Genomic DNA, 23,965 nt, shown 5'->3' with positions numbered 1-23,965 from the left:
CCGACGTCCGGAGTCCGCCGGACCTGCCGAAACCCCTGGCGCGACCGGTCCGGCCGGATGAGCCGACGTCCGGAGCCCGCCGGGGCGGCAACCGAGCGCCCGGCCACCCCGGGGCCGGTGCCCGCCTCCCCGGTCACCCTCCTGCACCGGACCGGACCGGGCCGAGGACACCGGAACGCGCGCCTCGGCCACCGCCCGGTCCGGGAGCCCCGCCGCCCGCACACTCGCGTCCGCCCGGCGCACTTCGTGTATCCGCTCAGCGCCGTTGCCCTCACCCGGCACCCTCTGTACGATTCTTGTTCGATTACCTTGTTCGGCGCGCGCCGACGCCCCCGCACGCCTAGCGTGAAGGGTGGGGCAGGCCGACACGGCCCAGAGCCGGGCGAGGCCGGAGGACACCGGGGCACCCACACCGGGACGTCGAGAGAGGCCCGGAACACCGGAGAGACCGAAGACACGCACCGAGCTGACGGAGGCGGAACTCCCATGGCTGTACAACCGGAAGGCACACCGTGCTGGGCGGACGCGATGTTTCCCGATCTGGAGGCGGCCAAGGCCTTCTACGGTGAGCTGTTCGGCTGGACGTTCGGCGAGAGCGAGGTGGAGTACGGCGACTACACCCAGGCGTATGTGGACGGGAAGGCGGTCGCGGCGATCTCCCCGCAGATGCCCGGCATGGAGAACGTGCCCGCGTCCTGGAACCTCTACTTCGCAACCCCGGACGCCGAGGCGACGGCCGCGAGGATCCGGGAGAACGGCGGGACGCTGATGGCGGACCCGATGATCATCGGGGACTTCGGCACGAACGTCACCGCGCAGGACCCCGAAGGCATGTACTTCAGCGCCTGGCAGGCGGACAACCACGAGGGCTTCGAGAAGACCGGCGAGCCGGGCGCGTACGCCTGGGTCGATCTGATGAGCCGTGAAGTGGAGAAGACCGACGCCTTCTTCCCCGCCGTCTTCCCCTTCCAGGTGCGGCGCATGGACGTCGACGACATCGACTTCCGTCTGTGGAGCGTCGGCGACGAACCGGTGGCGGGTCGGATGAAGATGACGGAGGGGGACTTCCCCGACGACGTGCCGCCGTTCATCAACGTCTACTTCGCCGTGGCGGATGTGGACGACGCGCTCACCACCGTCGGAAAGCTGGGCGGGCGGACCGTGTTCGGGCCGACGGACAGCCCCTTCGGGCGGTTCGCGACGGTCCTGGACCAGCAGGGCGCGGTGTTCTCCGTCATCGACCTGGAGACACGGGAAGGCGATGTGCCTCCCTTCATCTGACCGACCCAGCTGACCGACGCGGGGCGTCCGGCCGACACGGGCCGTCCGACCGGCGCGTGCCGGTCACCGCGGGGGCCGTCCGTCCGGGCGACGGCATTCAGGGACGGGTGTACGGGACGGGGAGTGACGGCCCTGCCCCGTACACCTCGCCGTACGTCCCGGGAACCGGCCGCCTCCTCCCCCAGGAATCCCAGGGATCCCGCGGACCACATGAGGCGGAGGCCATGAACCGGACGCCATGAGCCCTCATGGACCGGGTCAGCCGGTGTCCGCGCCGTCCGGGCGCCCGGGCCGGACAGTGTCCGAGGCGCGTGTGTCCCCGCGCCGGTCGCTGATGTCCTGGACGCCGGACTGCCGTGGCGCCGGTACGGACGGGTCCGGGCCGGGCGTCCGGGAGGCTCCGACCGGGGGTGGCTCGGCCGCCGCGGCCCGGCCCGCCCCCGTGCCCCGGGGGGAGTCGGTCACCTCCTTGGTGGTCGCGTTGGCACTCGGCCTGAGCTTGGGGCCGACGGCAACGTTGTCCGTCTCCCACCGCTGTTCACGGGAGCCGTCCCGGACCTTGACCACGGCCGGTGCGCCGGAGCCGGCGGAACTGGGGACCACCGCGAGCCGATCGTTCCAGCGGGGGATCAGAGTGCCCTGCACGGTCAGGTCGTACCGTACGTCGGTCGCGTCGGCGGTTGCCTCCGTACAGGGGCGCAGATGCAGGATACCGTCCAACTGGTGGGAGTTCAGGCAGAGTTCGGGAGCGGCGGCGCTGTGCAGCAGTCCGTCGTCGTCGTACGTCCACTCCTCGGTGAGCGTGTCCGTGCAGGCGGCCATCACCGCCTCCGCGCCCTCCTCCGCCCGGCGGTCGCGGACGTCGAGGCAGAGACCGGCCTCCGAGTTGCGCAGATGAGTGCTGAAGGCTCCGCCCGGATGGTCGGCGGAGGTCGCGGTGGGCCTGGGGGTCGGCTCGCCGGATCCGCCCGCACCCGGTTCGGAGGACGAGGAGGCACTGGGGCTCGGGCTCGCGCTGCCGGCACCGTCGTCCGCCCACAGCTCGGTGACGACGGTCGCGACGACCAGCAGACCCGTGACCACACCGAGTCCGGTGACGACGGCCGCCCGCCCGCGATGCGAGAGTCTTCGGCCGCGCACGGCCGTGGGCACGGCCCCGGTCCTCCCGCCGCGACCCTGCCGCTTTCCGGCCCGGCGCGGCACACCCCGGGCATCGGGGCCGCCGGCCTGAAACCGCTCACGATTGCGGGCCGGCCGGGAGTCGACATACGGAAGGGCTGCCCGGCCGAGCAGCCCCTCGGCGAGCAGCAGAGCCAGGCGGCCGCCGCCGTGGTCAAGTTGTTCGACGGCGAAACGGCAGTGGCGACAGCCCGCCAGATGCGTCTGGACATCGGGTATCAAGGTGCCGCCACGGCGCATGGATACATCCAGCAGCCGGTTGTAGTGACCGCATTCGCCGTCGGGTGCGAGTTCGAGATGGAAGCGGAGGATGCCCGCCCGGAAAATCTCCCGCGCCTGTTCGAGCTGGGCGGAAGCGGAACGCGGATCCATGGCCAGCAAACCGGCCGGTACGGATATGCCTTCACCTTCCACCTCGGCATGCCAGAGCAGACATTGGGCGGATCCGGGCATTGCCAGGAATGCACGGGAGACCAGGGCGCGATTCTCGGCCAGAGTGAACATGTCGACAGGGACGGTGCGACCCGTGTCGGGATTCTGGAGATCGGGCAGTGCCGTGACGCGCTCGTCGGCGGCCCACGCCATGGCGATCCCGCGGGCGGTCATGAGAAGGAGCGGACGGAGCGCGGTGGCCACGGGGGCTCCCCGGAGATTTTCCAGGACCTTGCCGAACGCCGCCGTGGTCAGCATGGACGCGGCCTTCGCCGAGGGCGTCCCGATGGAGGCGTAGTCGAAGACCGACTGCCAGTGTCTGGCCAGCAGGACCGCGGTCGGACGGTCTTCTTCCGCCGGGTCGCCGGTCCGCAGCGCGGTCGCCACGGCCTCGTCGGAGAATCGGGGGCGCGCGTGGGCACCCGTACGGACAGAGGGAAGTGGACCCTGAGTGTGTGGCTTCTGCATGAGACGTCTTTCCATCCAGGGCAATGCGGTGGGGGGTTGAGCAGTGCCGTCCCCGGCCCGGGTAACGGGCAGGGCATTCTGGTCACAGAGTGGTCGTCGTCGAATGGAGCGCGCACATGGTCGGTACCGCCCTCAATTCGAACGGTTGAACAAAACCGCCCGTGTTCGGACGTGAGGAAGCTCACCCTCGCACAACCCGCCCACACGGAACAAGAGTTCCCCGGAGCCCCGGGCAATAGGTGACTCACCGGCCCGGAATACCGCCGCGCCGATCCTGTACGGAATTGACTGGTCGCGGGCCGCAACCGAGCACGACCGCCCGCGTTCGGGCATCGAGTCGGCGAACACCGGTCGGACAGCGCACCGCCGACCCCCTTCCGGCCAACTGCCTTGAAATCAACGGGCGTTCGGCGGCCATCCCGGCGCGTTACCGCCCCTCGCTCCGGACGGACCGCAGGGACGGATGGCGCCGACGGACTTCACCGCGCTCACCGCCCACCGGCCGCCGAGGCCGCGCTCCCCGTGCCCTCGGCGTATCTCGGAGCGTGGCCCCGCAGCGTGGTCTCCAGGCGTCGGCGTTTCTCACAGCGTGACGATCACGGCTTCCGTCGCCTTCACGCTGGTCCACACCTCGGACCCTTCCACGAGCCCCAGCTCGGCCGCCGCCTGCGGGGTGATCTCCGCCACCAGATCGGGCGCCTGCCGTGATGTGATCAGCAGCCGCAGCCTGCTTCCGGTCGCGGTGATCTCACGGATCGTCCCCGGCCAGACATTGCGCGGGCTGCCACCCGGCCTGCCGGTGTGTACGGAGACGGCCTCGGGAGCGATGACCGCGAGGGCCTCGGTTCCCTCGGGCAGTGGCTCGGCCACCACCAGGCGTCCCCCGCCCGCGAGTGCCAGTCCGTTCTCCGTCGCGGTGCCGGGCCAGGCGTTGCGGCCCAGCATCCGGGCCACCCACGGGGAACGCGGATGCCGGGTGACCTCCATGGGCGATGCGTCCTGAAGGGCGCGGCCCTCGTCCAGCACGAGCACCCGGTCGGCCAGCGACACCGCCTCCACCGGGTCGTGGGTGACGATGAGACACACCCCGCCGAAGCCTTCGAGATGGCCGCGCAGAGTGTGCCGCACCCGGGCGCGGGTGGTCTGGTCGAGCGCGGCGAGGGGTTCGTCGAGCAGCAGCAGCCGGGGGCGGGCGGCCAGGGCACGGGCCAGGGCGACCCGCTGGGCCTGACCGCCGGAGAGCTGGGCGGGCCTGCGGTGGGCGAGGCCGCCCACCCCGAGCCGGTCGAGCCACTCCTGGGCCGTGCGGCGCGCCTCCGCACGCGGTACGCCCTGGGCTCGGAGGCCGTACGCCGTATTGCCGAGGGCGCTCAGATGCGGGAAGAGCGCACCGTCCTGCGGGACCCAGGCGACACCCCTGCGGTGCGGCGGCAGCGCCGTCACCTCGTCGTCGCCGAGACGGAGGACGGCGTGCGCGCGGGGGGTCAGTCCGAGGAGGGCGCGCAGGAGGGTCGTCTTGCCCGCGCCGTTGGGGCCGACGACGGCGATGGTGGTGCCGGGGGCCGCGTCCAGGGCGAGGCGGGTGAAGCCGGTGACCTCGGCCTGGAGGGACCACCGCTCGGTGAGGTGCGCGGAGGGGGGCAGGGGGTGGCTGCGGGACTGATCGGTACGGGCCCGATGGGTACGAGCCTGATCCGTACGCGCCCGGTCGCCGCCGGCTCCGTCGCCACCGGCCTCGTCGCCGGGGGCCTCGACCCCGTCCGCTTCGTCCTTGTCGGCTCGGACGCTGCGGACCGCTTCCTTCCGATCGGCCGTCGCACCGCCCGTCCACCGGCCGCGCAGGGCGATCAGAACCGCCATCGCGATGACGAGCAGCAGCAGGGACACCGAGGTGGCCGCCTCCGGCTCGTCCTGGAGGAGCAGATACACCTGGAGCGGCAGGGTCTGGGTCTCCCCGGGCAGATTCCCCGCGAAGGTGATCGTCGCCCCGAACTCCCCGAGCGCCCGGGCCCAGGTCAGCGCCGCTCCCGCGATCAGACCGGGCGCCACCATCGGCAGAGTGACCGTGAGGAACACCCGTACAGGTGAGGCGCCGAGCGAGGCGGCCGTCTCCTCGTAACCGGGGCGCAGTCCGTTCAGCGCGCCTTCGAGGCTGATGACCAGGAACGGCATCGCGACGAACGTCGCCGCGACCACCGCGCCCGAGGTGTGGAACGGCAGCGTGATCCCGAAGGTGTCCTCCAGCCAGGGGCCGAGGAGCCCCCGCCGGCCGAATCCGAGAAGCAGCGCCACACCGCCGACCGTGGGCGGCAGCACCATGGGGAGCATCACCAGCGACCGTACGAGCGCCTTCCCGGGGAAGCGGACCCGCGCCAGCAGCCATGCGAGCGGTACTCCCAGCACCAGGGAGATGCCGAGTGCCCAGAAGGAGACGACCAGCGACAGCCGGAGTGCCTCGGTGACGCCCGGACTGCCGAGGTGCGTACCGAGTTCGCCCCACGGGGTACGGGCGAGGACGCCGATCAGGGGCAGCAGCAGAAACGCGACGGCGAGCAGCGCGGGCAGTACGAGCGCCACTGGTACAGGGGCGCTCGTACGGAAACGGGGGCGGGGGCGGTTCATCGGTGTTCCATCAGAGGTGCGTCAAAGATGCGTCAGAGGTGCGTCGGGTCACCCGGTTCACCAGGGCCACATGCCTCACCGGGCTCCGGGGCCTCACCGGGTGGGCCGGTGGAGGCGGCAGGGGCCGGCGCACGCGGTGAAGCCGACTGCCCCCCGTACGGATGCCTCGGCTCGGGGTCACGGCTTCTGGAACCCCGCGTCCTGGAGGATCTTCTGCGCGGCCGGGCCGCTGAGCCAGGCCACGAACGCGGCGGCGGCCTCCGCGTTCCGGGACGTCTTGAGGGTGGCGGCCGGGTACTCGGCGATGGCGTTCTGTGCGTCCGGGATCTCGACCGGATCGACCTTGCCGGGCGAGCCGGCCGCGTCGGTCTTGTAGACGAGACCGGCGTCGGCCTCCCCCAGCTCGACCTTGCTCAGTACGGCCCGCACGCTGGGCTCCTGCGAGACCGGCTCCACCACGATCTTCTGGGCGTCCAGGACCCGCCGGCTGTAGCGGCCCGCGGGAACCTCCGGCGCGGCGAGCACGACCTTGAGCTTCGGATCGGCCAGATCCCTCAGCTCGTCGATCTTCCGGGGATTGCCCTCCTCGGTCGCGATCACCAGGCGATTCCTGGCGATGACCACGGGTGTTCCGGTGTCGGCGCCGAGCCCGTCCATGGTCCTGGTGTCGGCGGTGACCAGGGCGTCGGCCGGGGCACCCTGTCTGACCTGGGCGGCCAGTTCCTGGGACCCGGCGAAGGAGAACGTCACCTCGGTACCGGGGTGCGCCTTCTCGTACGCGGCACCCGCCGTCTTGAACACATCGGTGAGCGACGCGGCGGCCAGCACGGTCAGCTCGGCCCGGGGAGGCGTGCTTCCGGAGGCGGTGGCGCCGCTTCCGGCGTCCCCCTTCAAGTCGTCACCACCGCAGGCGGCGAGCGGTACGAGAAGGGCTGCCGTCACCACGGCTGTGACGGTCCGGCGGACGGAGGCGGTGAGGGACACGGCGGACATACGTGGGCGCTCCTTGGGAAGCCTGTGCGCGGGCGGCGGACGGCGGGCTCGAAACCGGGCGGGCGGGCCGTCCGGTCCGGAGGCGGTCGGATGGAAAGGCCCCTGGTCAGCAGAGGGCCGGTCGGGCGGGAAGGTCCGGTTCAGAAGCGGTCGACATGGACACTGGTCGCCTTCACCCGGGCGGTGGCCTGCATACCGACCTCCAGTCCCAGTTCCTCCACGGCCTCCCGGGTCAGCAGGGAGACCAGCCGGTGCGGCCCGGCCTGGATCTCCACCTGCGCGGCGACATCGCCGAGCGTCACGGCGGTGACGATGCCGGGAAACGCGTTGCGGACCGAGGTCACGGAGGGTTCGTCCTCCCCGGTGCCGTTCTGGGCGATCTCGACCGAGAAGGCGGCCAGATCGCGGCCGTCGATGAGCCGGCGCCCGCTCTCGTCGCGGTGGGTCGCGACCTTCCCGGCGTCGGCCCAGCGGCGCGCGGTATCGGGGCTCACGCCCAGCAGACGCGCGGCCTGACCGATGGTGTAGGACTGCATATGCGTCACGTTAGGCGGAATGGTCCCGCATCTACAAGGTGCTGATTCTCTTTGCCTAGCATATGCATGAACGGATGGCGGGACCTCGCAGGCGGGAGCCGGACGAACCCGGGCCCGGACAGACGACAGGACGGCCCCTCCCGAGGGAGGGGCCGTCCTGTTCCGTTCCGCGCGGCCGTCTATCCGGGACGGCGACACGACGGCAGTGCCCGGATCAGATCCGGTCCGTGCGCTGCCCGGGGATACCGGCCTCCTTCTGCCGGTCCTGCGTCATGTCCCGGTTCGACTGCTCGCCCCGGGCCTTGTCGCTCCCCGACTTCTGGCCCTGGGCCTTGTCGCTCCGCGAGTTCTCGCCCTGAGCCTTGTCGCTCCGGAACTTCTCGGCCCCGGCCGTTCGGTCGGCCGCCTTCTTGTCCTTGTCCTTGACCTTCACCGTGCCGGTGGTGGTGCAGCGGCTGTCGGTGCTGCCCGCCGGACAGTTGTTGCCCGGGGTCGTGGAGACCACGGTGTTCAGCAGGCGCAGATCGCCGAACGGCCGCCGGTTCACCGTCACCGAGAAGGTGATGGTCGCGGTCTCGCCGGGTGCGAGGGTGCCGGACCAGCTGAGATCGGGCGAGGCGAAGGTGACGGTGCCGGTGGTGGCGGTGGCATCGTTGTTGAAGACCGCGTCGTCCAGCAGTCCGGACAGATCGTCCGTGAAGGACGCGTTCACCGGCGCGCCACCGTTGTTGGTAACGGTGATGGTGTACGGAACCACGTCACCGGGCTGGACGGTCGAGGGACCGTTCTGCTTCTTGGTGATGGTCACCGAGGCCACACTGGTCGTAATGGTGCTGGTGTTGTTGCCGGGGTTCGGGTCGTCGTTGTCCCCGGTGACCCTGGCCGTGTTGGTGATGCTGGTGGTACCCGCGGCCACGGTGCCGGACAGCGTGATCACGACGCTGTCGCCCACCGCCAGCGCTCCACCGGTGCACGTCAGGACTCCGGCGGCGATGGCGCAGCCGGGCGTGCTGGTGGTGGCACCGGTCAGACCGGCCGGGATGGTGTCGGTGACGGTGAACCCGGTGGAGTCATCGGGTCCGTTGTTGGTGACGGTGAGCTGATACGACACCGTCCCACCGGGGGCCACACTCGCCGGACCGGTCTTCGACATCGCGAGATCGGCCTCGATCTGCGTCACCGTCGTCCTGATCGTGCTGGTGTTGTTACCCGGGTTCGGGTCGTCGTTGTCCCCGGTGACCCTGGCCGTGTTGCTGATGCTGGTGGCACCCGCGGCGGCGGTGCCGGTCAGGGTGAAGATCGCACTGTCGCCCACGGGGAGCGCCCCGCCCGTGCAGGTCAGGACTCCGGCGGCGATGGCGCAGCCGGGGGTGCTGGTGGAGGCGCCCGTCAGACCGGCCGGGATGGTGTCGGTGACGGTGAACCCGGTGGAGTCATCGGGTCCGTTGTTGGTGACGGTGAGCTGATACGACACCGTCCCACCGGGGGCCACACTCGCCGGACCGGTCTTCGACATCGCGAGATCGGCCTCGATCGGGGTGACCGTCGTGGTGAACGTGCTGGTGTTGTTGCCCGGGTTCGGGTCCGGGTCGTTGCCCGTGACCGTCACCGTGTTGACGATGCTCGTCGCGCCGGGAGCGGCCGTACCGGTGAGGGTGATCGTGGTACTCGCGCCCGCCGCCAGCGAGGTGGCGGTGCAGGTGAGGGTGCCGGAGCCGATGCCGCAGCCGGGGGTGCTGGTGGAGGCGCCCGTCAGACCGGCGGGGATGGCGTCGGTGACCGTGTAACCGGTGGAGTCTCCGGGGCCGTTGTTGGTGATGGTGATCGTGTAGGTGACGGTGTCGCCGGGGCCGACCGTGGCCGGTCCGGTCTTGTCCGCCGCCAGGTCCACGTTCACCGGAGGCACGAAGGGGATGATGACGGTGTTGCTGGTGTCGTTGGCGGCCTCACCGTCGGGTGCGATACCCGTCGCCGAGGCGCTGTCGGTGATGTTGCCGTTGGTGACGTCCGTCGCCGTCGTGGTGTAGGTCGCGGTGCAGTCGACCGAGTCACCGGGGGCCACCGGACCCACCGGGCAGTTCACCGTCGGCGTGCCAGGTCCGACGTCCGCCACGGAGATATTGGTCAGCGGGACCCGGCCGTTGTTGGTCACGGTGAACGTGTAGTCGATCTCCTGCCCGGCGGCGCTGAAGTCCGGCTGTTCGGCGCTCTTGGTGACGGTGAGGGACCGCAGCGGGATGACGATCTCGTTGCTGGTCCCGGTGACCGTCTGGCCGTTGACCGTTCCGGTGGCCACCGCCGAGTTGGTGATGGTCCCGGTGACCGCGTCGGCCGCGGTCGCCGTGTAGGAGGCGGTGCAGGTCGTGAAGTCGCCGGGTGCCAGCGTCGTCATCGGGCAGGTCACGGTCGGGGCGCCGGGACCGCTGTCCGTGACCACGAGGTTGGTCAGCGGTGTCGTCGCGGTGTTGGTCACCACATACGTGTAGTTGATCGTCTGGCCGATCGCGAACGTCGACGCGTCCGCGGACTTGACCACCGTCGGCGAGCCGGCGGGCACCACGGTCAGTGTGGCCTCGCCGGGCGGGTTGACACCGGTCGGCACCACATTGGCGGGCAGGTTGACGTGGTCGCCGAGGGTGCTTGAGGTCACATCGATCGTGACCGTGCAGGAGACCCCGTTCACGGCGAGGGCGCCGCCGGTCAGACCGACCGAACCGGAACCCGCGACCGCGCTGACCGTGCCGCCACAGGTGGTCGAGGCGTTCGGGGTGGGCGCCACGACCACACCGGCCGGGAGGGCGTCGGTGAAGCCGAAGCCGTTCTTCGCCGCCAGATCGGTGGTGTTGGTGACGGTGAAGGTGAGGGTGGAGGTGCCACCCTGCGGGATCGACGTAGGGCTGAACTCCTTGTCCAGCTGCGGCGTCACATCCAGGATCCTGAGATTGTCGAACGCGTGGTCGTTGCCGATGCCGCTGCCGTTGGCGTTCGTCATCTTGATGCCGACGGACGAGCCGGTGAACAGGACCGAGTTGTCCGAGGGGAACGAACCCGCCTGGATCGCCCGCGGGCCGATCATGTACGTCTGGCTCCGGGGGTCCGTGCAGGGGTTGATCGGCGCGGTGGTGAGCGGGATGTCCGGCCCGCCGCCCGTCGCGAAGAAGTTGAGGAGCGGCGCGGAGACATTGCAGTTGACCGCCGCCGCGTCCACCGAGAAGGTGATGAAGCGGTTCGTGGACGCCAGCGGGATCGGGTTCACCGTCCGGATCTCGACCAGATTCGCCCCGGGGTTGGCGCCCTCGGTGTACGCCGAGACCGCGTGGTTGTTGTTCGGGGCCGCGGAACCGGCGACCTGGCCCAGCGCGGCCGCCATGAACTTCAGCTCGGACATGGCGACCGCGCTCCGGGCCTGGCAGGCGGGCTGATTGGCCCCGGACCGGTTGAGGATGATCCCGTTGCAGTTCGTCGCGCTCAGCCAGGGGGGATCCGCGGTGTACGTGGCGTTGACGGGCGGCGCGCCCGTGTAGGCGGGCAGCAGGATCGGGGTCTGGCCGGTGCCGTTCTCGAAGTCCTCCGTGTAGACGACGGTCGGCGCCTGCGGAAGGCCCGGGGTTCCGGGTGTGGTGGCGTGGGCGGCCGGGACGGCGGTGCCCAGGGCGATCGCCTGGGCCGCGAGGACGAGAGCGGTGGAGGCAAGGGCGCCGAGGCGGCGTCGTCTGCCGGGAGAACCGCGCATGTCGACATGTGCTCCGTTCATCGGGATCGGGCCCCCCCGGGGCCACAGGAGTACCAAGTTCCACGGGCACGCCGGGCGGAGTCCGCCCGCAGCGTGGCCGCGTGTCACTCCGGGAGACCCCTGAGCCGCATCCGGTTGGCGCAACCGGGGGCCGGTCGGCCCCTTAGCGGTCCCCCGGCCTCCCGCTTCGCCCGCCCGGAGTAACGTCCGCGCACCGGTGGAGACCGGCCGCCCCTCCCCCGTACGGAACGGGTCCGGCCGCCGGGAGCCACCCGGTCGGCACGGACCGCGGCCGTCGGAGTGAACCCGGGCCGCTCCGGTGGACCCGCCCGGGTGCGCTCCGGGTCCCGGCGTGCTCCGGCGGCCGGGCGACCCTGCGGATCCCTCCCGGGCGGGCCCGCCCCCGGCCGCGCATCGTGGAACCGACCGCTCCGCGATCCGGTGCGGTGGGTGCCGCCACCTGCCGCGCGCTGATGGCCGGGCCGTACGCCACCGGTGCCGGCTCCGCCGTACGAACCTCTGCGGCGTACGGCGCAGCACACCGCACAACACGTTCGGCACGGACAACACATTCAGCACCGACCGCACGCCCCCGACAGCACAACCGGCGGCAACCCTCACGGCCCGATCCGCCCCGACCGCACCACACCGCACCGCACGAAAGGCACGGAGCACCGCACCCGGCCCGACCGGCCACCGCACACCCTCTACAGCGCACCTCCCACCGTCAGCAGGACCGCAGGAAAGGACCCACCCGATGTCCCAGACACGCTCGACAGCCGCCCGCCGTCTCCCCCGCCCGGCCACCGTCGCGGCGCTGCTGGGTGTCCCGGCCCTCCTGTGCCCGTTCCTGGTGACCGCCGTGGCCGAGCCGGCCGCCGCGTCCACGCGCCCCCCGGCCACGGCCACCCGCGCCACGGCGTGCAGCACCGGCACCGGTCCCTATCAGTCGGCTGCCGAGCGCCACCTCGGACTGCACCGGGACGGGGCGCAGTCCCCCATCGACTGCGCCGCGATCCAGACCCTCCAGGCCAAACACGGCCTCGAACCGGCGAACGGCTACGCCGGGGTGGAGACCTGGCGGATCATCCAGTACGAGCAGGCCCGCTCCCGCCCCGGGAGCCTCACCGGCTGCCCGTACGACGAGGAACTCGTCGTCTGTGTCGATCTCACCCGACAACTGCTGTGGGTCTGGGACGGAAACCAGGTGGCGTTCGGCCCGGTCCCGATACGGACCGGGAAGACCGGACACGCCACCCGCCCCGGCCACCACCGAATAGTGGACCGTGTGATCGACCAGTGGTCCGATCTGTACGAGGGCCCGATGCCGTTCAGCCAGTTCTTCGACGGCGGCCAGGCACTCCATGCCAGCTACCGCAACATCTGGGAGGAGCCCGGCTCGCACGGCTGTGTCAATCTGCGGTACGAGGACGCCAAGCGCCTGTGGAAGGCTCTGCGTCTCGACGATCTGGTCTATGTGTGGGGAAATCGCGGCCTCTGAGCCACACTCACACCCCACCGGGGCCGTCCGCCGTCCCCTGCGCACCCGTCGTCCGCGGAGGGCCTGTTGGCCCCCGCCGACCACCGCCCCGCCAGTGACCCCGGGAGGGGATCTCACTCAACTTCCCTGCGGCGGTGGGGAGTAGTCGGAAGCCCTGGCCGACCGTCCGGCCGCCCCCGCCCGTCCACCGACGGACCGCCGTAGTGAAAGGCGCGCGCGGGGGCGGCATTTGCTGCCGTACGCATCCGCGCGTAGCGCCTGATTCCGACCTCCCCGCACCTCTCGCCCAGCGGTCGTGTACCGTACAAAATCGGACACCACCGAACGGGCCGGTCATCTCGTCGAGCTGCCCACAGGGGGTGTTCGGGCACGTCACCCACGCCGAACAGACCTCTTCGTGCATGCCGCCCCCGGCCACCGCCACTCGGGAAGGCCGGGACACCGAGGCGCGGTTGCGCGCGTTTCGACGCTCAGACCCCGAGCACCCGCCACGAAGACCGCTCCGACCACTCACACCCGCCGCCCCGGCCGACACCGGCCGAGGCGTCTTGCTGCCCTGGAGGCGCGCATGGCCTGGTATCCCGGTGCCGTCAAGTACGAGCTGCAACCCGAGTCAGACCGCCAACCCGCCATCAGGCCGACGCAGTTCATCGTGCACAGCATCATCGCCCCCTGGACGGCGAAACGGACGTATGAGTACTGGCGGGACTCAACCAGCCTTGAGTCACATTTCGGACTTGGATACAAGGGCGACCTGGGGCAGTTCATCGGGACCGAGACCCGCGCCGACGCGAACGCGGGGGCGAACCGCCGCCCCGACGGGACGGGTGCGGTGTCCATCGAGACCGCGTCCAACACCAAGGGCACCGACCCGTGGACGGCCGCGCAGGTGGAGAAGCTGATCGAACTCGGCGCCTGGCTGCACCAGCGCCACAAGATCCCGCTGCGGATCTGCCGCAGCGCCTCCGACCCCGGCTACGGCTACCACCGTCTGCACGCCGCCTGGTCGACGGACGGCACCTCCTGCCCCGGCAACGCCCGCGTGAAGCAGTTCCGCGAAGTCGTCTTCCCCGGCATCGTCGCCCGCGCCACCGGCAAAACCACCACACCCGTACCGCCCGCCAAGGAGACCGACATGCCGCAGGTCCTCAACGAGCCCAATGCCTTCGACGTCGCCCTCCGCAGCGGACGCTGGACGGCACTCGCCTTCACCGACGCCGTACTCCACGCCGGATCCCGCACCCACGACACCCTCATCCACCTCCTCTTCGACGAGACCACCCCCAAAGACACCCTGATCGAGGGCCGCTTCTACCTCACCGACACCAAGGGCAACGACCCCTCCGCCTTCCTCCCCATCACCCACCGCGGCCCCGGCGGACACCAGTTCCGCCTCTCCGGCCACGTCCCCGCCGGCCGCCATCTCCGCTTCGAGATCCGCGCCACGACCAAGGACGCCAGCCCGGTCACGCTCCTGCACCGAGTGGCCTCCGGGCTGTACTGGGCGGCCTGACTCCTCCTCAGCCGCCGGCTCCCGCGCCCGCCTGGTCCTGGTCGATACGGGCCCGGCGCGGCGGGGCCGTTCACCGGGCTCGACCGGGGGCGCGCCGGGCGGGCTCGCGGCTCGCGCGGCCGGCTTCGAGATCGGGCGGGCGCTACGAACCACGGTTGTGGCCCCGGCCCCGAAGGTGACCGGACCGCCGGTCCCGCTCAGCCGGCTCCGGCAACAGGACTCGGGCCGTCCCGGGCGCTGTGCCGCTGCCGAGAAGCCCCGACGCCTCCGACAGACAGAGAGGCGGGGCGGAAAAGTACGTACAGCCACTCCGGCTGGAGGAGCGGAACCGGAGCGGCACCGACCGGGAAGCTTCAGGACACCCGCCGCGACCTGGGCTCATTGATGTGCGCGGGGCCCGGCCGCCGGACTGCGGCGCCACCGTGATTCCGTCCGCCCGAAGGGGCGGGACCCGCGGTGTCCGGTGCGTACCGTCGTACGGCCAAGGGTCGCCCTCGCAGGAGAACGTACTCGGACGGCCCACGGCACCGCGCCATGCGTGCCGGGTGTCCCGGCCCGCTCGGGTCGGTGTGACACGGCCCGGCTCACGGCCATCGAGGACAGGGGCCCGGCAACTCTGGCCGCTGTCACCCCGGGACCGGACGGACCGGGGCGAACGGCCGGGAAGCCTCGCTGACCTTCAACTCATTGCGGCTCATTGATGAGTTGCGGACCATCTGCCTCGTCGCCGCGTACGGCGACCGGGCTGTCGGCCGGGGCGGGCTGCCCTCCCGCCTCCGGCCGACGACGAACTGCCCCGTCTCTGCTGCTCCCGGCCGGGCTTCTGCCCCGGCCGGGGCAGTGAAGCCCTGGTCACGGGGCGTCTGCCAGGCTGCGGGAGCCGGGCGGGAACCCGCCGGGTGGGGCCGGCGGGCGGGTTCCCCGCCGCCCCCCTCGGGCGGCGGGGAAGTCTTTCGGCCTGCTACCTGGTCGAGGCGCTCAGGCTGGCCCAGGCGCCTGCGGCGAGGGCTGCTGCGACGACGATTTCCGCGATGAATCCGGGGCCCAGGCTGGCGTTGACGGCCATGAGCATTCCGCCTACAGCGAGTGAGATGAGAGTGATGCCGAGTGTGATGAGGAGAGTTCTCTTCATAGCGGCCTCTGGGTGTGTGGGGTGGGGGCGTCAAACTAACCGTTTTTCGGACGCGGGTGATGGCTTTTCCGAGGATTCACCTCGCGGGCCGCACTATCACGGGGAGAAGCGACCGCTGTTGCCCACCCCGGGGAATACCCCCGTCCGATCCCATACCCCGAGCTAGGACGGGTGGCGCGCGGTCGGCCGACGGCTCCCGGGCGGGGCTCCCGCGGGTGTGCAGAGACTGTGGAGGAACTCTGCACTGTGTGTTAAGTCACGGCCATCGCCTACTGGTTGATTCGACCCGAATCGTCGCATCCGGACGGACTCCCCGGACGCCTCCACCCCCTCGACCGAGGGGCCCGGCCCCACCGGACCGATCGAGCCGACCCATCGGATGTGGTGTTGTCATATTCGAAACCCGGACGCATGGCACCCACACCGACGCCCGTAACCGGGATACCCGCGAGGGCGGGGCGTCCGTATCGAGGAGCATCGACTCCATCGCACGGACGGGCCGTCAGGACAGCGCCCCGAATGCGCAGTCCCCCCATTCGATATGTGGTGACGCAAAGCCCGGACCAGGCACTCGACCGGTATCGCCGTGCCCGTTACGCGACTACCGAAGCCGCCCGATTCCGCATATGCCACCGCCGTTCGGATTCGCGTTCGTGTACGAAGAGAACGAATGGCACCCCATGCCACCGCCCCCTCCCCCGGAGCCACCCGCCCCGACCGGGCTCCGCCGGGTTCCCGCGCCCCTGCCCCCCGGGCCCGGGACGGAAACGGAAGATCCACCCGGAGCCACAGTCTGAGCGCGGCCACCGCGGCGGGCCCTGGCCCGCCCGCCGACCTCGGCGACCGGCGACGCGGATATCGGGAGACCACGAGTACCGGAGGGCCACGTACCGGTCGACGACACGCGCGCCGGAGACCGGGCTCGGTGCGCTTCTGGTCGCGCTCCGGCAGGTGGGCACCGGTGACAGGCCCCTCGGTGCCCCCTACGTTGTAGCGACGACCGAGTGCGGAGGGCGAGGAATGAAACTGCTGCGGGGGATCGGAGTCGCGGTGGCCGCCGGGGCGACGGGGCTGCTGCTCGCGGGGTGCAGTGCCCCGACGGACTACAGCGAGATAGTGACGTTCACCGACGAGCACGGCCGGGTCTGCACCGCGGCGGTGGTCGTCGATCAGGACCAGAACGAGGGCGACGACTACCAGGTCTCCAGCCTCGACTGCGATTACCCCCCGGAGGGCCGCACGCCCGGACCCACCCGCCACTCGCCCCTGCCGGAGCGGGATTCGGGGTGACCGGTCCACACCTCATCACCAGCCGGTACCTCGCCCTCTGTCCGGCCCCTGCGTAGGACGGGCGGGGTGGTTTTGTGCTGGCGCACGGATCTCAAGAGCCGTGCGCGGGCCTCCTGGGACGAACAGTGGGCTCCGGGCCACGGCGACGGGGGCCGCGGCATGCTGCCGATCGGTCAGCCGACCGCCCAGCGAGGGGCGGTTTCGTCAGTTCGGCGCGTCGATCGCCTTCACGATCGGCCCGCGCGCCTGTCTGTCCGTACACCGCCGACTCCGTAAGCCACCGAACGCACGCGGACGGACCTGTCTCCGCCGCCGGGAACCCTGTCCTTCCGGCGGCCCGATACACACAACACGAGCACGGCCACTGATGGAGTCCAGGACCGCCCGTGTCCGTCCCTGTATGCCGGGGCGCGCCGATCCCCTGCCCGCCGCGACTCTGTCCTCGGGTCCGCCGGGCGCCGACGCGGCACCAGGGCCGATCCGCGTGTCGTGATCGTCCGTCTCTCCGGCCGGCAGCGGGCCGGTAAACGATCCTGCGGGTTGCCGCCACACCCGCTGCGATCTCGTTCTTACTGCTGGGAACGATTCTGCACGCGTAGCGCTGGGTGGGGCGGGTGGGACTCGAACCCACGGCCGACGGATTATGAGTCCGCTGCTCTAACCGGCTGAGCTACCGCCCCTAACGGCGCGTCGCGCACAAATGTGCGCGCCGTCTGCCGCAGCATAGCCGCTCATACGATCTCCTGCCTCGGATGGTCGGCAACGCTCAACCATGAGGACTGCGCCCGCCCCTGCCCGGTTCCCGGAGTCACCCGAACATACGAAAAAGGACCCCCCAGGGGCCCTGTTCCGGATCCGCTCCCCCGGCTGGACTCGAACCAGCAACCCTCCGGTTAACAGCCGAATGCTCTGCCAATTGAGCTACAGGGGATCGCGCTCCCCCGACTGGACTCGAACCAGTAACCTGCCGGTTAACAGCCGGCTGCTCTGCCAATTGAGCTACAGGGGATTGCTGCGTGTGCGCCGAACCAACCCGACCGGGCGTCCCGGAAGGCGTGTGTTCGCTGCGACACATACATTAGCGCAAGCAGGGGGGTGCTCCGCCAATCGGTATGGTCCCGGGTGATCACGGGTTGCGCCGGGTAGGCGGGCAGGCACCGACGTACGTCAGGGAAGGGTGGCAGAGCCATGCGGTACAAGCTCACGTTCGTCGTCGGACTGGCCCTCGGTTATGTGATCGGCACGCGTGCCGGTCGTGAGCGCTACGAGCAGATGAAGAAGTCCGTCCGGCAGATCTCGCAGAATCCGGCCGTGCGGAACGCCGCCGAGAGCGCGGCGCACAACGGTCGGCAGGCGGCGGGCAAGGCGTTCCACGCCGTGAGCGGCAAGGTCGGCGACCGGATGCCGGAGTCCGTGGCGGAGCGGGTGCGGTCCCTGCGGGAGCGCACGTCGAACGGCGGAGACGACTGGGGAACCAGCAACACATGACGCCTCCGGCGCGTGTGTGCGGCACAATCCCTCTCCATGGGGATAGTCGCCGGCTTGGACAGTTCGTCTGCGTTCACACGGATCGTTGTCTGTGACACGGACTCGGGTGCCGTACTGCGTCAGGGATACGCGCCGCATCCCGTGGACCCGAAGGCCACGGAGATCGACCCGCAGGCGTGGCTGCTCTCGCTGGGCGAGGCGGCGGCGGGCGGGCTGCTGGAAGGCGTGCAGGCCATCGGGGTCTCCGCGCAGCAGCACGGGCTCGTACCGCTGGACCAGCAGGGCGGGCTCGTCCGCCCGGCCCTGCTCGGCAACGACAAGCGCGCGCAGGTCGCCGCGGCGGATCTGATCGACGCCCTCGGCGGGCGGCAGGCGTGGGCCGAGGCCGTCGGGTCGGTGCCGCAGGCCGCGCTGCCGGTGGCGAAGCTGCGGTGGATGGCCCGCTCGGAGCCGAATGCCGCCCAGCGTGTCGCGGCGGTGCTCCAGCCGCACGACTGGCTGGTGTGGCAGCTGCTCGGGCGGCCCGCTCGCAGGACGACCGACCGCGGTGGCGCGTCCGGGACCGGGTACTGGTCCGCGGGTACGGGTTCCTATCGCGCCGATCTCGTGGAGCTGGCGCTCGGGCACCAGTGCGCGCTGCCCGAGGTGCTCGGCCCCGCCGACGCCGCCGGGACGACGCCCGAAGGGCTGCTGATCTCGGCGGGGACCGGCGAGACCATGGCCGCGGCGTTCGGGCTCGGTGTCGGGCCGGGGGACGCGGTGGTGTCGCTGGGCGCCTCCGGTTCCGTGATGGCCGTGCACCATGAGGCGCTCGCCGATCCGAGCGGGATGATCACCTCGTACGCCGACGCGACCGGTATGCATCTGCCGGTGGTCCACACGCTCAACGCCGTACGGGCCCTGCGCGGCGCGGCCGAGATGCTCGGGCTGGACGATCTGGACGCGCTCTCCGACCTGGCGATGAAGTCCACGCCGGGTTCGTCGGGGCTGGTGCTGCTGCCGTATCTGGAGGGCGAGCGCACTCCCCGGCTCCCCCACACCGCGGGAACCCTGAGCGGGCTGCGCCGGGAGTCGATGCGGCCCGAGCATCTGGCGCGGGCCGCCTTCGAGGGCATGCTGTGCTCGCTCGCCGACGCGATGGACGTGCTGCGGAGCCGGGGCGTGGAGGTTCGCCGGGTGTTCCTGCTGGGGGCGAGCGCCGGGCTGCCCGCCGTGCAGTCCGCCGCGCCGGGTGTCTTCGGGGCCCAGATCGTCGTACCGCAGCCCGCCGATTACGCGGCTCTGGGCGCGGCCCGGCAGGCCGCGTGGGCCCTCGGCGTGTCGCAGGGCACGCTGTCGCCCGCGGCTCCTCCCGTCTGGCAGGCCGCGACGGTGCAGGTGCTGGAGCCGGGCGAGGACGCGGCGGTGGGGCAGGCCGTGCGCCAGCAGTACAGCGCGACGCGTGACCAGCTTCACCCCGGGGCGTTCACGGCGGCGACGGGCGGTCCGGAGGGGGCCGCGGGAGCCGGAGCGTCCGGCCCGCTGGGGTAGCGGCACCGCTGGGTTGTCCAGCACGGCTGGGGTAGCGGCACCGCCGGGACAGCTCGTACGGCCGGGGCGGCCCGGTGCGTCGAGGCGGTCGGCACGGCTGGGGTAGCGGCGCGGCGGCCCGGTGCGTCGAGGGGCCGGTGCGGCAGTGGGCACGGAGCGGGTCACCGGCACGGCCGGGGCAGCCCGGCCCGGATGGCGTAAACCTGCACGGAGGGACCGGTGGAACCGGCCGGCGGGACGGGCCTGGTGCGGGCCCCGGTGCGCCGTGGCCGGAAGTGCGCGCCCGCTCCGGCCTTGGGGAAAATTCTCCTGAGGCCGGGCGCCCCGGTGACGCAAGATGGACCGGGTACCCCCCTGCCGGACCGGGCTCGGCCTGAGCGGCCACGGCCTCCAGCGAGGTCGTGGCCGCACGCTGCTCGCGAGTCCCCCGGCCCCGAACGCCCCGAACCTGCCGACCCGAGAGACAGCGCGTGCTGATACGACTGCTGCGGACGTACCTGCGTCCGTACAAGAGACCCATCGCCCTGCTGGTGGCGCTGCAACTGCTCCAGACCAGCGCCACCCTTTATCTGCCCACCCTCAACGCCGACATCATCGACGACGGCGTCGTCAAAGGGGACACGGGCTTCGTCCTCCGGCTCGGCGCGGTCATGATCGCCGTCAGTGTGGTGCAGGTCATCTGCAATATCGGTGCCGTCTACTACGGCGCCCGCACCGCCTCTGCACTCGGCCGGGATATCCGCGCGGCCGTCTTCGACCGGGTGCAGAGCTTCTCGGCCCGCGAGGTCGGACACTTCGGCGCGCCCTCCCTGATCACCCGGACCACCAATGACGCCCAGCAGGTGCAGATGCTGGTCCTCATGGCGTTCACCCTGATGGTCTCCGCGCCGATCATGTGTGTCGGCGGCATCATCATGGCGCTCGGCCAGGATGTGCAGCTCTCCGCGGTGCTGCTGGCCGTGGTGCCGGTGCTCGGGATCGCGGTGTCGGTGATCGTCGTCAGGATGCGTCCGCTGTTCCGGACCATGCAGGAGCGGCTGGACACCGTGAACCGTGTGCTGCGGGAACAGATCACCGGCAATCGCGTCATCCGCGCCTTCGTCCGCGACGAGTACGAGCGGGGCCGCTTCCGTGAGGCCAACACCGGCCTGACCGATGTGTCGATGGCCACCGGGCGGCTGATGGCCCTGATGTTCCCGACCGTGCTGACGGTCGTCAATGTCTCGTCGGTCGCCGTCGTCTGGTTCGGGGCGCAGCGGATCGACAGCGGCGCCATCCAGATCGGCGCGCTGACCGCCTTTCTCGCGTATCTGATGCAGATCGTGATGGCCGTGATGATGGCCACCTTCATGTTCATGATGGTGCCGCGCGCGGAGGTCTGCGCCGAGCGGATCGAGGAGGTCCTGGCGACGGATTCGAGCGTGGTGCCGCCGCTCGCACCGGTACGGGAGCTGAAGCGCCATGGACACCTGGAGATACGGAACGCGGAGTTCCGTTACCCGGGTGCCGAGGAGTCCGTGCTCCGCGAGGTCACTCTGACGGCGCGCCCCGGTGAGACCACCGCGATCATCGGCTCCACCGGAAGCGGCAAGTCCACACTGCTCGGCCTCGTACCGCGGCTGTTCGACGCCACGGACGGCGAAGTGCTCGTCGACGGCGTGGATGTGCGCGACCTCGATCCGGCGCTGATGGCGCGGACGGTCGGGCTGGTGCCCCAGAAGCCGTATCTCTTCTCCGGCACGGTGGCCACGAATCTGCGGTACGGCAAACCGGGCGCGAGCGACGAGGAACTGTGGCGGGCGCTGGAGGTGGCCCAGGCGGCCGGCTTCGTCCGGGAACTGGAGGGCGGGCTGAACGCTCCCGTCGCCCAGGGCGGAACGAATGTCTCCGGTGGTCAGCGGCAGCGGCTCGCGATCGCGCGGACGCTGGTGCAGCGGCCGGAGATCTATCTGTTCGACGACTCGTTCTCGGCGCTCGACTACGCCACGGACGCGGCGCTGCGCGCAGCGCTGTCCGACGAGACGGCCGAGGCGACGGTCGTGATCGTCGCCCAGCGGGTGTCCACCATCCGCGACGCGGACCGGATCATCGTCCTGGACGAGGGACGGGTCGTGGGTGCGGGGACCCACCGCGAGCTGATGGAGAGCAATGAGACCTACCGCGAGATCGTGCTCTCGCAGCTGACGGAGGCGGAGGCCGCATGAGCGGGCCGGGCGGACGCATGATGACGGGCCCTGTCGAGCGGTCCATGGACTTCAAGGGCTCGGGGAAGCGGCTGCTGAGGCGGCTGGCCCCGGACCGGAAGCTGCTGTGGCTGATGCTCGCGGCGGGTGTGCTCAGCGTGGCGTTCTCGGTGGTCGGGCCGATGGTGCTGGGGCGGGCGACCGACCTGGTCTTCGCCGGGGTCGTCGGCCGGAACATGCCCGAGGGTACGAGCAAGGCCCGGACGATCGAGGATCTGCGGGCGAAGGGGGACGACGGGCTCGCCGACATGCTCTCGGGCGTCGGCTTCACCCCCGGCCGGGGCATCGACTTCACGGCCGTCGGCGAGGTGCTGCTGCTGGCGCTCGCGCTGTTCGTCGTCTCCGGGCTGCTGGCCCTGGTCGCCACCCGGCTGTCGATCAAGGTGATCAACCGGGCCGTGTACCGGATGCGCGAGGATGTGCAGGCCAAGCTGTCGCGGCTGCCGCTGTCGTACTTCGACCGGGCCAAGCGCGGCGAGGTCCTCAGCCGGGTCACCAATGACATCGACAACATCGCGCAGACCCTCCAGCAGACGATGGGCCAGCTGATCAACTCGCTGCTGACCATCGTGGGTGTGCTCGCGATGATGTTCTGGATCTCCCCGCTGCTGGCGCTGGTCGCGCTGGTGACCGTCCCGCTGTCGGTCTTCGTGGCGACGAAGGTCGGCAAGCGCTCACAGCCCCACTTCGTCCAGCAGTGGAAGTCGACCGGCAAGCTCAACGCCCATGTCGAGGAGATGTACACCGGCCACGCCCTGGTGAAGGTCTTCGGACGGCAGGAGGAGTCCGCGCGGGACTTCGCCGAGCAGAACGAGGTGCTGTACGAGGCGGGCTTCAAGGCGCAGTTCAACAGCGGGGTCATGCAGCCGCTGATGCTGTTCGTCTCGAACCTGAACTATGTGCTGGTGGCCGTCGTCGGCGGGCTGCGGGTCGCGTCGGGGACGCTGTCGATCGGCGATGTGCAGGCGTTCATCCAGTACTCCCGGCAGTTCTCCATGCCGCTGACGCAGGTCGCCTCGATGGCCAATCTCGTGCAGTCGGGCGTCGCGTCCGCGGAGCGGGTCTTCGAACTGCTGGACGCGGACGAGCAGGAGGCGGACACTCCGTCGACCGGCCCGGTGGGACGGCCCGTCGGACAGGTCTCGCTGGAGAAGGTCGCGTTCCGCTACGCCCCGGACAAGCCGCTCATCGAGGATCTGTCCCTGACGGTGGAGCCCGGCCACACGGTCGCCATCGTCGGTCCGACGGGTGCGGGCAAGACGACACTGGTCAATCTGCTGATGCGGTTCTACGAGGTCACGGGCGGCCGGATCAGTCTCGACGGGGTCGACATCGCGAAGATGCCGAGGGAGGAACTGCGCTCCGGCATCGGCATGGTGCTCCAGGACACCTGGTTGTTCGGCGGCACGATCGCCGAGAACATCGCGTACGGGGCCTCCCGGGAGGTCACGCGCGAGGAGATCGAGCAGGCGGCGAGGGCCGCGCACGCGCACCGGTTCATCCGGACGCTGCCCGACGGCTACGACACCGTCATCGACGACGAGGGTTCGGGCGTCAGCGCGGGCGAAAAGCAGCTGATCACCATCGCGCGGGCGTTTCTGTCCGATCCGGTGATCCTGGTCCTGGACGAGGCGACCAGCTCGGTCGACACCCGGACCGAGGTGCTGATCCAGAAGGCGATGGCGCGGCTCGCCCACGGCCGGACGAGCTTTGTCATCGCGCACCGGCTCTCCACCATCCGGGACGCGGATGTGATCCTGGTGATGGAGAACGGCGCGATCGTGGAACAGGGCACGCACGACGAACTGCTGGCGGCGGAGGGCGCGTACGCGCGCTTGTACTCCGCGCAGTTCGCGCAGGCGGTGGCCGAGGTGGACTGAGGCCCGGGCTGGAGCGGCGGGCTCCGTTCCGCTCCGGCCCGGGCGTGTCGGGTAGCGCAGGCCCGGGACGGGCAGGGCTGTCCCGGGTGGTGTCGGGTCGGCTCGGTGCTTCGGGGGCCGGGCCCGCGGGGGCTTTCCGGGGCC

General features: G+C 70.9%; 14 protein-coding genes and 3 tRNA genes. 8 read left to right on the top strand and 9 right to left on the bottom strand.

What is annotated here, in order from left to right; genetic code table 11:
• Window positions 1-486: 486 nt before the first annotated feature.
• Entirely contained in the window at window positions 487-1,281 is a 795-nt protein-coding gene (locus ACIBCM_RS00575) for a VOC family protein (RefSeq protein ID WP_399238573.1), read from the top strand.
• A 258-nt stretch (window positions 1,282-1,539) separates the two neighbouring features.
• Here the strand turns inward: ACIBCM_RS00575 and ACIBCM_RS00570 are convergent, their stop codons facing one another.
• The 5 genes from ACIBCM_RS00570 to ACIBCM_RS00550 all read right to left on the bottom strand — a co-directional run bounded on the left by ACIBCM_RS00570 (window position 1,540) and on the right by ACIBCM_RS00550 (window position 11,265).
• Complete coding sequence (locus tag ACIBCM_RS00570) at window positions 1,540-3,360, bottom strand: RICIN domain-containing protein (protein WP_399238570.1); 1,821 nt, start codon at window positions 3,358-3,360, stop codon at window positions 1,540-1,542.
• Between the two features lie 582 nt (window positions 3,361-3,942).
• On the bottom strand, window positions 3,943-5,982 hold the full coding sequence (locus tag ACIBCM_RS00565) for an ABC transporter permease (RefSeq protein WP_399238568.1): 2,040 nt from the start codon (window positions 5,980-5,982) through the stop codon (window positions 3,943-3,945).
• Window positions 5,983-6,159: 177 nt separating this feature from the next.
• Entirely contained in the window at window positions 6,160-6,975 is an 816-nt protein-coding gene (modA, locus tag ACIBCM_RS00560; protein WP_399238566.1) for a molybdate ABC transporter substrate-binding protein, read from the bottom strand.
• A 140-nt stretch (window positions 6,976-7,115) separates the two neighbouring features.
• On the bottom strand, window positions 7,116-7,511 hold the full coding sequence (locus ACIBCM_RS00555; protein WP_399238564.1) for a molybdopterin-binding protein: 396 nt from the start codon (window positions 7,509-7,511) through the stop codon (window positions 7,116-7,118).
• Window positions 7,512-7,725: 214 nt separating this feature from the next.
• A complete protein-coding gene (locus tag ACIBCM_RS00550) occupies window positions 7,726-11,265 on the bottom strand; it encodes a hypothetical protein (RefSeq protein ID WP_399238562.1) in 3,540 nt (1,179 codons plus the stop codon).
• Between the two features lie 736 nt (window positions 11,266-12,001).
• On the opposite strand from ACIBCM_RS00550, the gene ACIBCM_RS00545 reads away from it, so the two are divergent.
• On the top strand, window positions 12,002-12,745 hold the full coding sequence (locus ACIBCM_RS00545; RefSeq protein WP_399238560.1) for a L,D-transpeptidase: 744 nt from the start codon (window positions 12,002-12,004) through the stop codon (window positions 12,743-12,745).
• Window positions 12,746-13,313: 568 nt separating this feature from the next.
• On the top strand, window positions 13,314-14,258 hold the full coding sequence (locus tag ACIBCM_RS00540; RefSeq protein ID WP_399238558.1) for an N-acetylmuramoyl-L-alanine amidase: 945 nt from the start codon (window positions 13,314-13,316) through the stop codon (window positions 14,256-14,258).
• Between the two features lie 961 nt (window positions 14,259-15,219).
• Here ACIBCM_RS00540 and ACIBCM_RS00535 read toward each other — a convergent pair.
• On the bottom strand, window positions 15,220-15,390 hold the full coding sequence (locus ACIBCM_RS00535) for a hypothetical protein (RefSeq protein WP_399238556.1): 171 nt from the start codon (window positions 15,388-15,390) through the stop codon (window positions 15,220-15,222).
• 1,020 nt (window positions 15,391-16,410) lie between these two features.
• Here ACIBCM_RS00535 and ACIBCM_RS00530 point away from each other — a divergent pair.
• Window positions 16,411-16,680, top strand: a complete 270-nt coding sequence (locus ACIBCM_RS00530) for a hypothetical protein (RefSeq protein WP_399238554.1) — start codon at window positions 16,411-16,413, stop codon at window positions 16,678-16,680.
• Window positions 16,681-17,286: 606 nt separating this feature from the next.
• Here the strand turns inward: ACIBCM_RS00530 and ACIBCM_RS00525 are convergent.
• From ACIBCM_RS00525 to ACIBCM_RS00515, 3 genes are all read right to left on the bottom strand, one after another.
• A tRNA-Ile gene (locus ACIBCM_RS00525) sits at window positions 17,287-17,360 on the bottom strand.
• A gap of 178 nt (window positions 17,361-17,538) precedes the next feature.
• Window positions 17,539-17,611, bottom strand: a tRNA-Asn gene (locus ACIBCM_RS00520).
• Between the two features lie 5 nt (window positions 17,612-17,616).
• Window positions 17,617-17,689 (bottom strand) — tRNA-Asn (locus ACIBCM_RS00515).
• A 179-nt stretch (window positions 17,690-17,868) separates the two neighbouring features.
• On the opposite strand from ACIBCM_RS00515, the gene ACIBCM_RS00510 reads away from it, so the two are divergent.
• From ACIBCM_RS00510 to ACIBCM_RS00495, 4 genes are all read left to right on the top strand, one after another.
• The gene (locus ACIBCM_RS00510) at window positions 17,869-18,168 is read left to right on the top strand and encodes a YtxH domain-containing protein (protein WP_399238552.1); all 300 of its coding nucleotides are present in this window, start codon (window positions 17,869-17,871) and stop codon (window positions 18,166-18,168) included.
• 36 nt (window positions 18,169-18,204) lie between these two features.
• A complete protein-coding gene (locus ACIBCM_RS00505) occupies window positions 18,205-19,698 on the top strand; it encodes an FGGY family carbohydrate kinase (RefSeq protein WP_399238550.1) in 1,494 nt (497 codons plus the stop codon).
• A gap of 470 nt (window positions 19,699-20,168) precedes the next feature.
• Window positions 20,169-21,902, top strand: coding sequence for an ABC transporter ATP-binding protein (locus ACIBCM_RS00500; protein WP_399238548.1), 1,734 nt, complete (start codon window positions 20,169-20,171; stop codon window positions 21,900-21,902).
• Complete coding sequence (locus tag ACIBCM_RS00495; protein WP_399238546.1) at window positions 21,899-23,821, top strand: ABC transporter ATP-binding protein; 1,923 nt, start codon at window positions 21,899-21,901, stop codon at window positions 23,819-23,821. Before ACIBCM_RS00500 ends, ACIBCM_RS00495 begins: the two co-directional genes overlap by 4 nt.
• Window positions 23,822-23,965 lie beyond the last annotated feature (144 nt).

It is taken from the genome of Streptomyces sp. NPDC051018 (assembly GCF_044456085.1).
In the GTDB taxonomy this organism is placed as follows: Bacteria; Actinomycetota; Actinomycetes; order Streptomycetales; family Streptomycetaceae; genus Streptomyces.
The sequence above is the reverse complement of the archived record's forward strand: the minus strand, read 5'-3'. Positions and strand labels throughout refer to the sequence as shown.

Bases quoted from the DNA above. Each gene is read 5' to 3' on its own strand.
- ACIBCM_RS00575 (WP_399238573.1), top strand. From the start codon at position 487: ATGGCTGTACAACCGGAAGGCACACCGTGCTGGGCGGACGCGATGTTT.
- ACIBCM_RS00570 (WP_399238570.1), bottom strand. From the start codon at position 3,360: ATGCAGAAGCCACACACTCAGGGTCCACTTCCCTCTGTCCGTACGGGT.
- ACIBCM_RS00565 (WP_399238568.1), bottom strand. From the start codon at position 5,982: ATGAACCGCCCCCGCCCCCGTTTCCGTACGAGCGCCCCTGTACCAGTG.
- modA (WP_399238566.1), bottom strand. From the start codon at position 6,975: ATGTCCGCCGTGTCCCTCACCGCCTCCGTCCGCCGGACCGTCACAGCC.
- ACIBCM_RS00555 (WP_399238564.1), bottom strand. From the start codon at position 7,511: ATGCAGTCCTACACCATCGGTCAGGCCGCGCGTCTGCTGGGCGTGAGC.
- ACIBCM_RS00550 (WP_399238562.1), bottom strand. From the start codon at position 11,265: ATGAACGGAGCACATGTCGACATGCGCGGTTCTCCCGGCAGACGACGC.
- ACIBCM_RS00545 (WP_399238560.1), top strand. From the start codon at position 12,002: ATGTCCCAGACACGCTCGACAGCCGCCCGCCGTCTCCCCCGCCCGGCC.
- ACIBCM_RS00540 (WP_399238558.1), top strand. From the start codon at position 13,314: ATGGCCTGGTATCCCGGTGCCGTCAAGTACGAGCTGCAACCCGAGTCA.
- ACIBCM_RS00535 (WP_399238556.1), bottom strand. From the start codon at position 15,390: ATGAAGAGAACTCTCCTCATCACACTCGGCATCACTCTCATCTCACTC.
- ACIBCM_RS00530 (WP_399238554.1), top strand. From the start codon at position 16,411: ATGAAACTGCTGCGGGGGATCGGAGTCGCGGTGGCCGCCGGGGCGACG.
- ACIBCM_RS00510 (WP_399238552.1), top strand. From the start codon at position 17,869: ATGCGGTACAAGCTCACGTTCGTCGTCGGACTGGCCCTCGGTTATGTG.
- ACIBCM_RS00505 (WP_399238550.1), top strand. From the start codon at position 18,205: ATGGGGATAGTCGCCGGCTTGGACAGTTCGTCTGCGTTCACACGGATC.
- ACIBCM_RS00495 (WP_399238546.1), top strand. From the start codon at position 21,899: ATGAGCGGGCCGGGCGGACGCATGATGACGGGCCCTGTCGAGCGGTCC.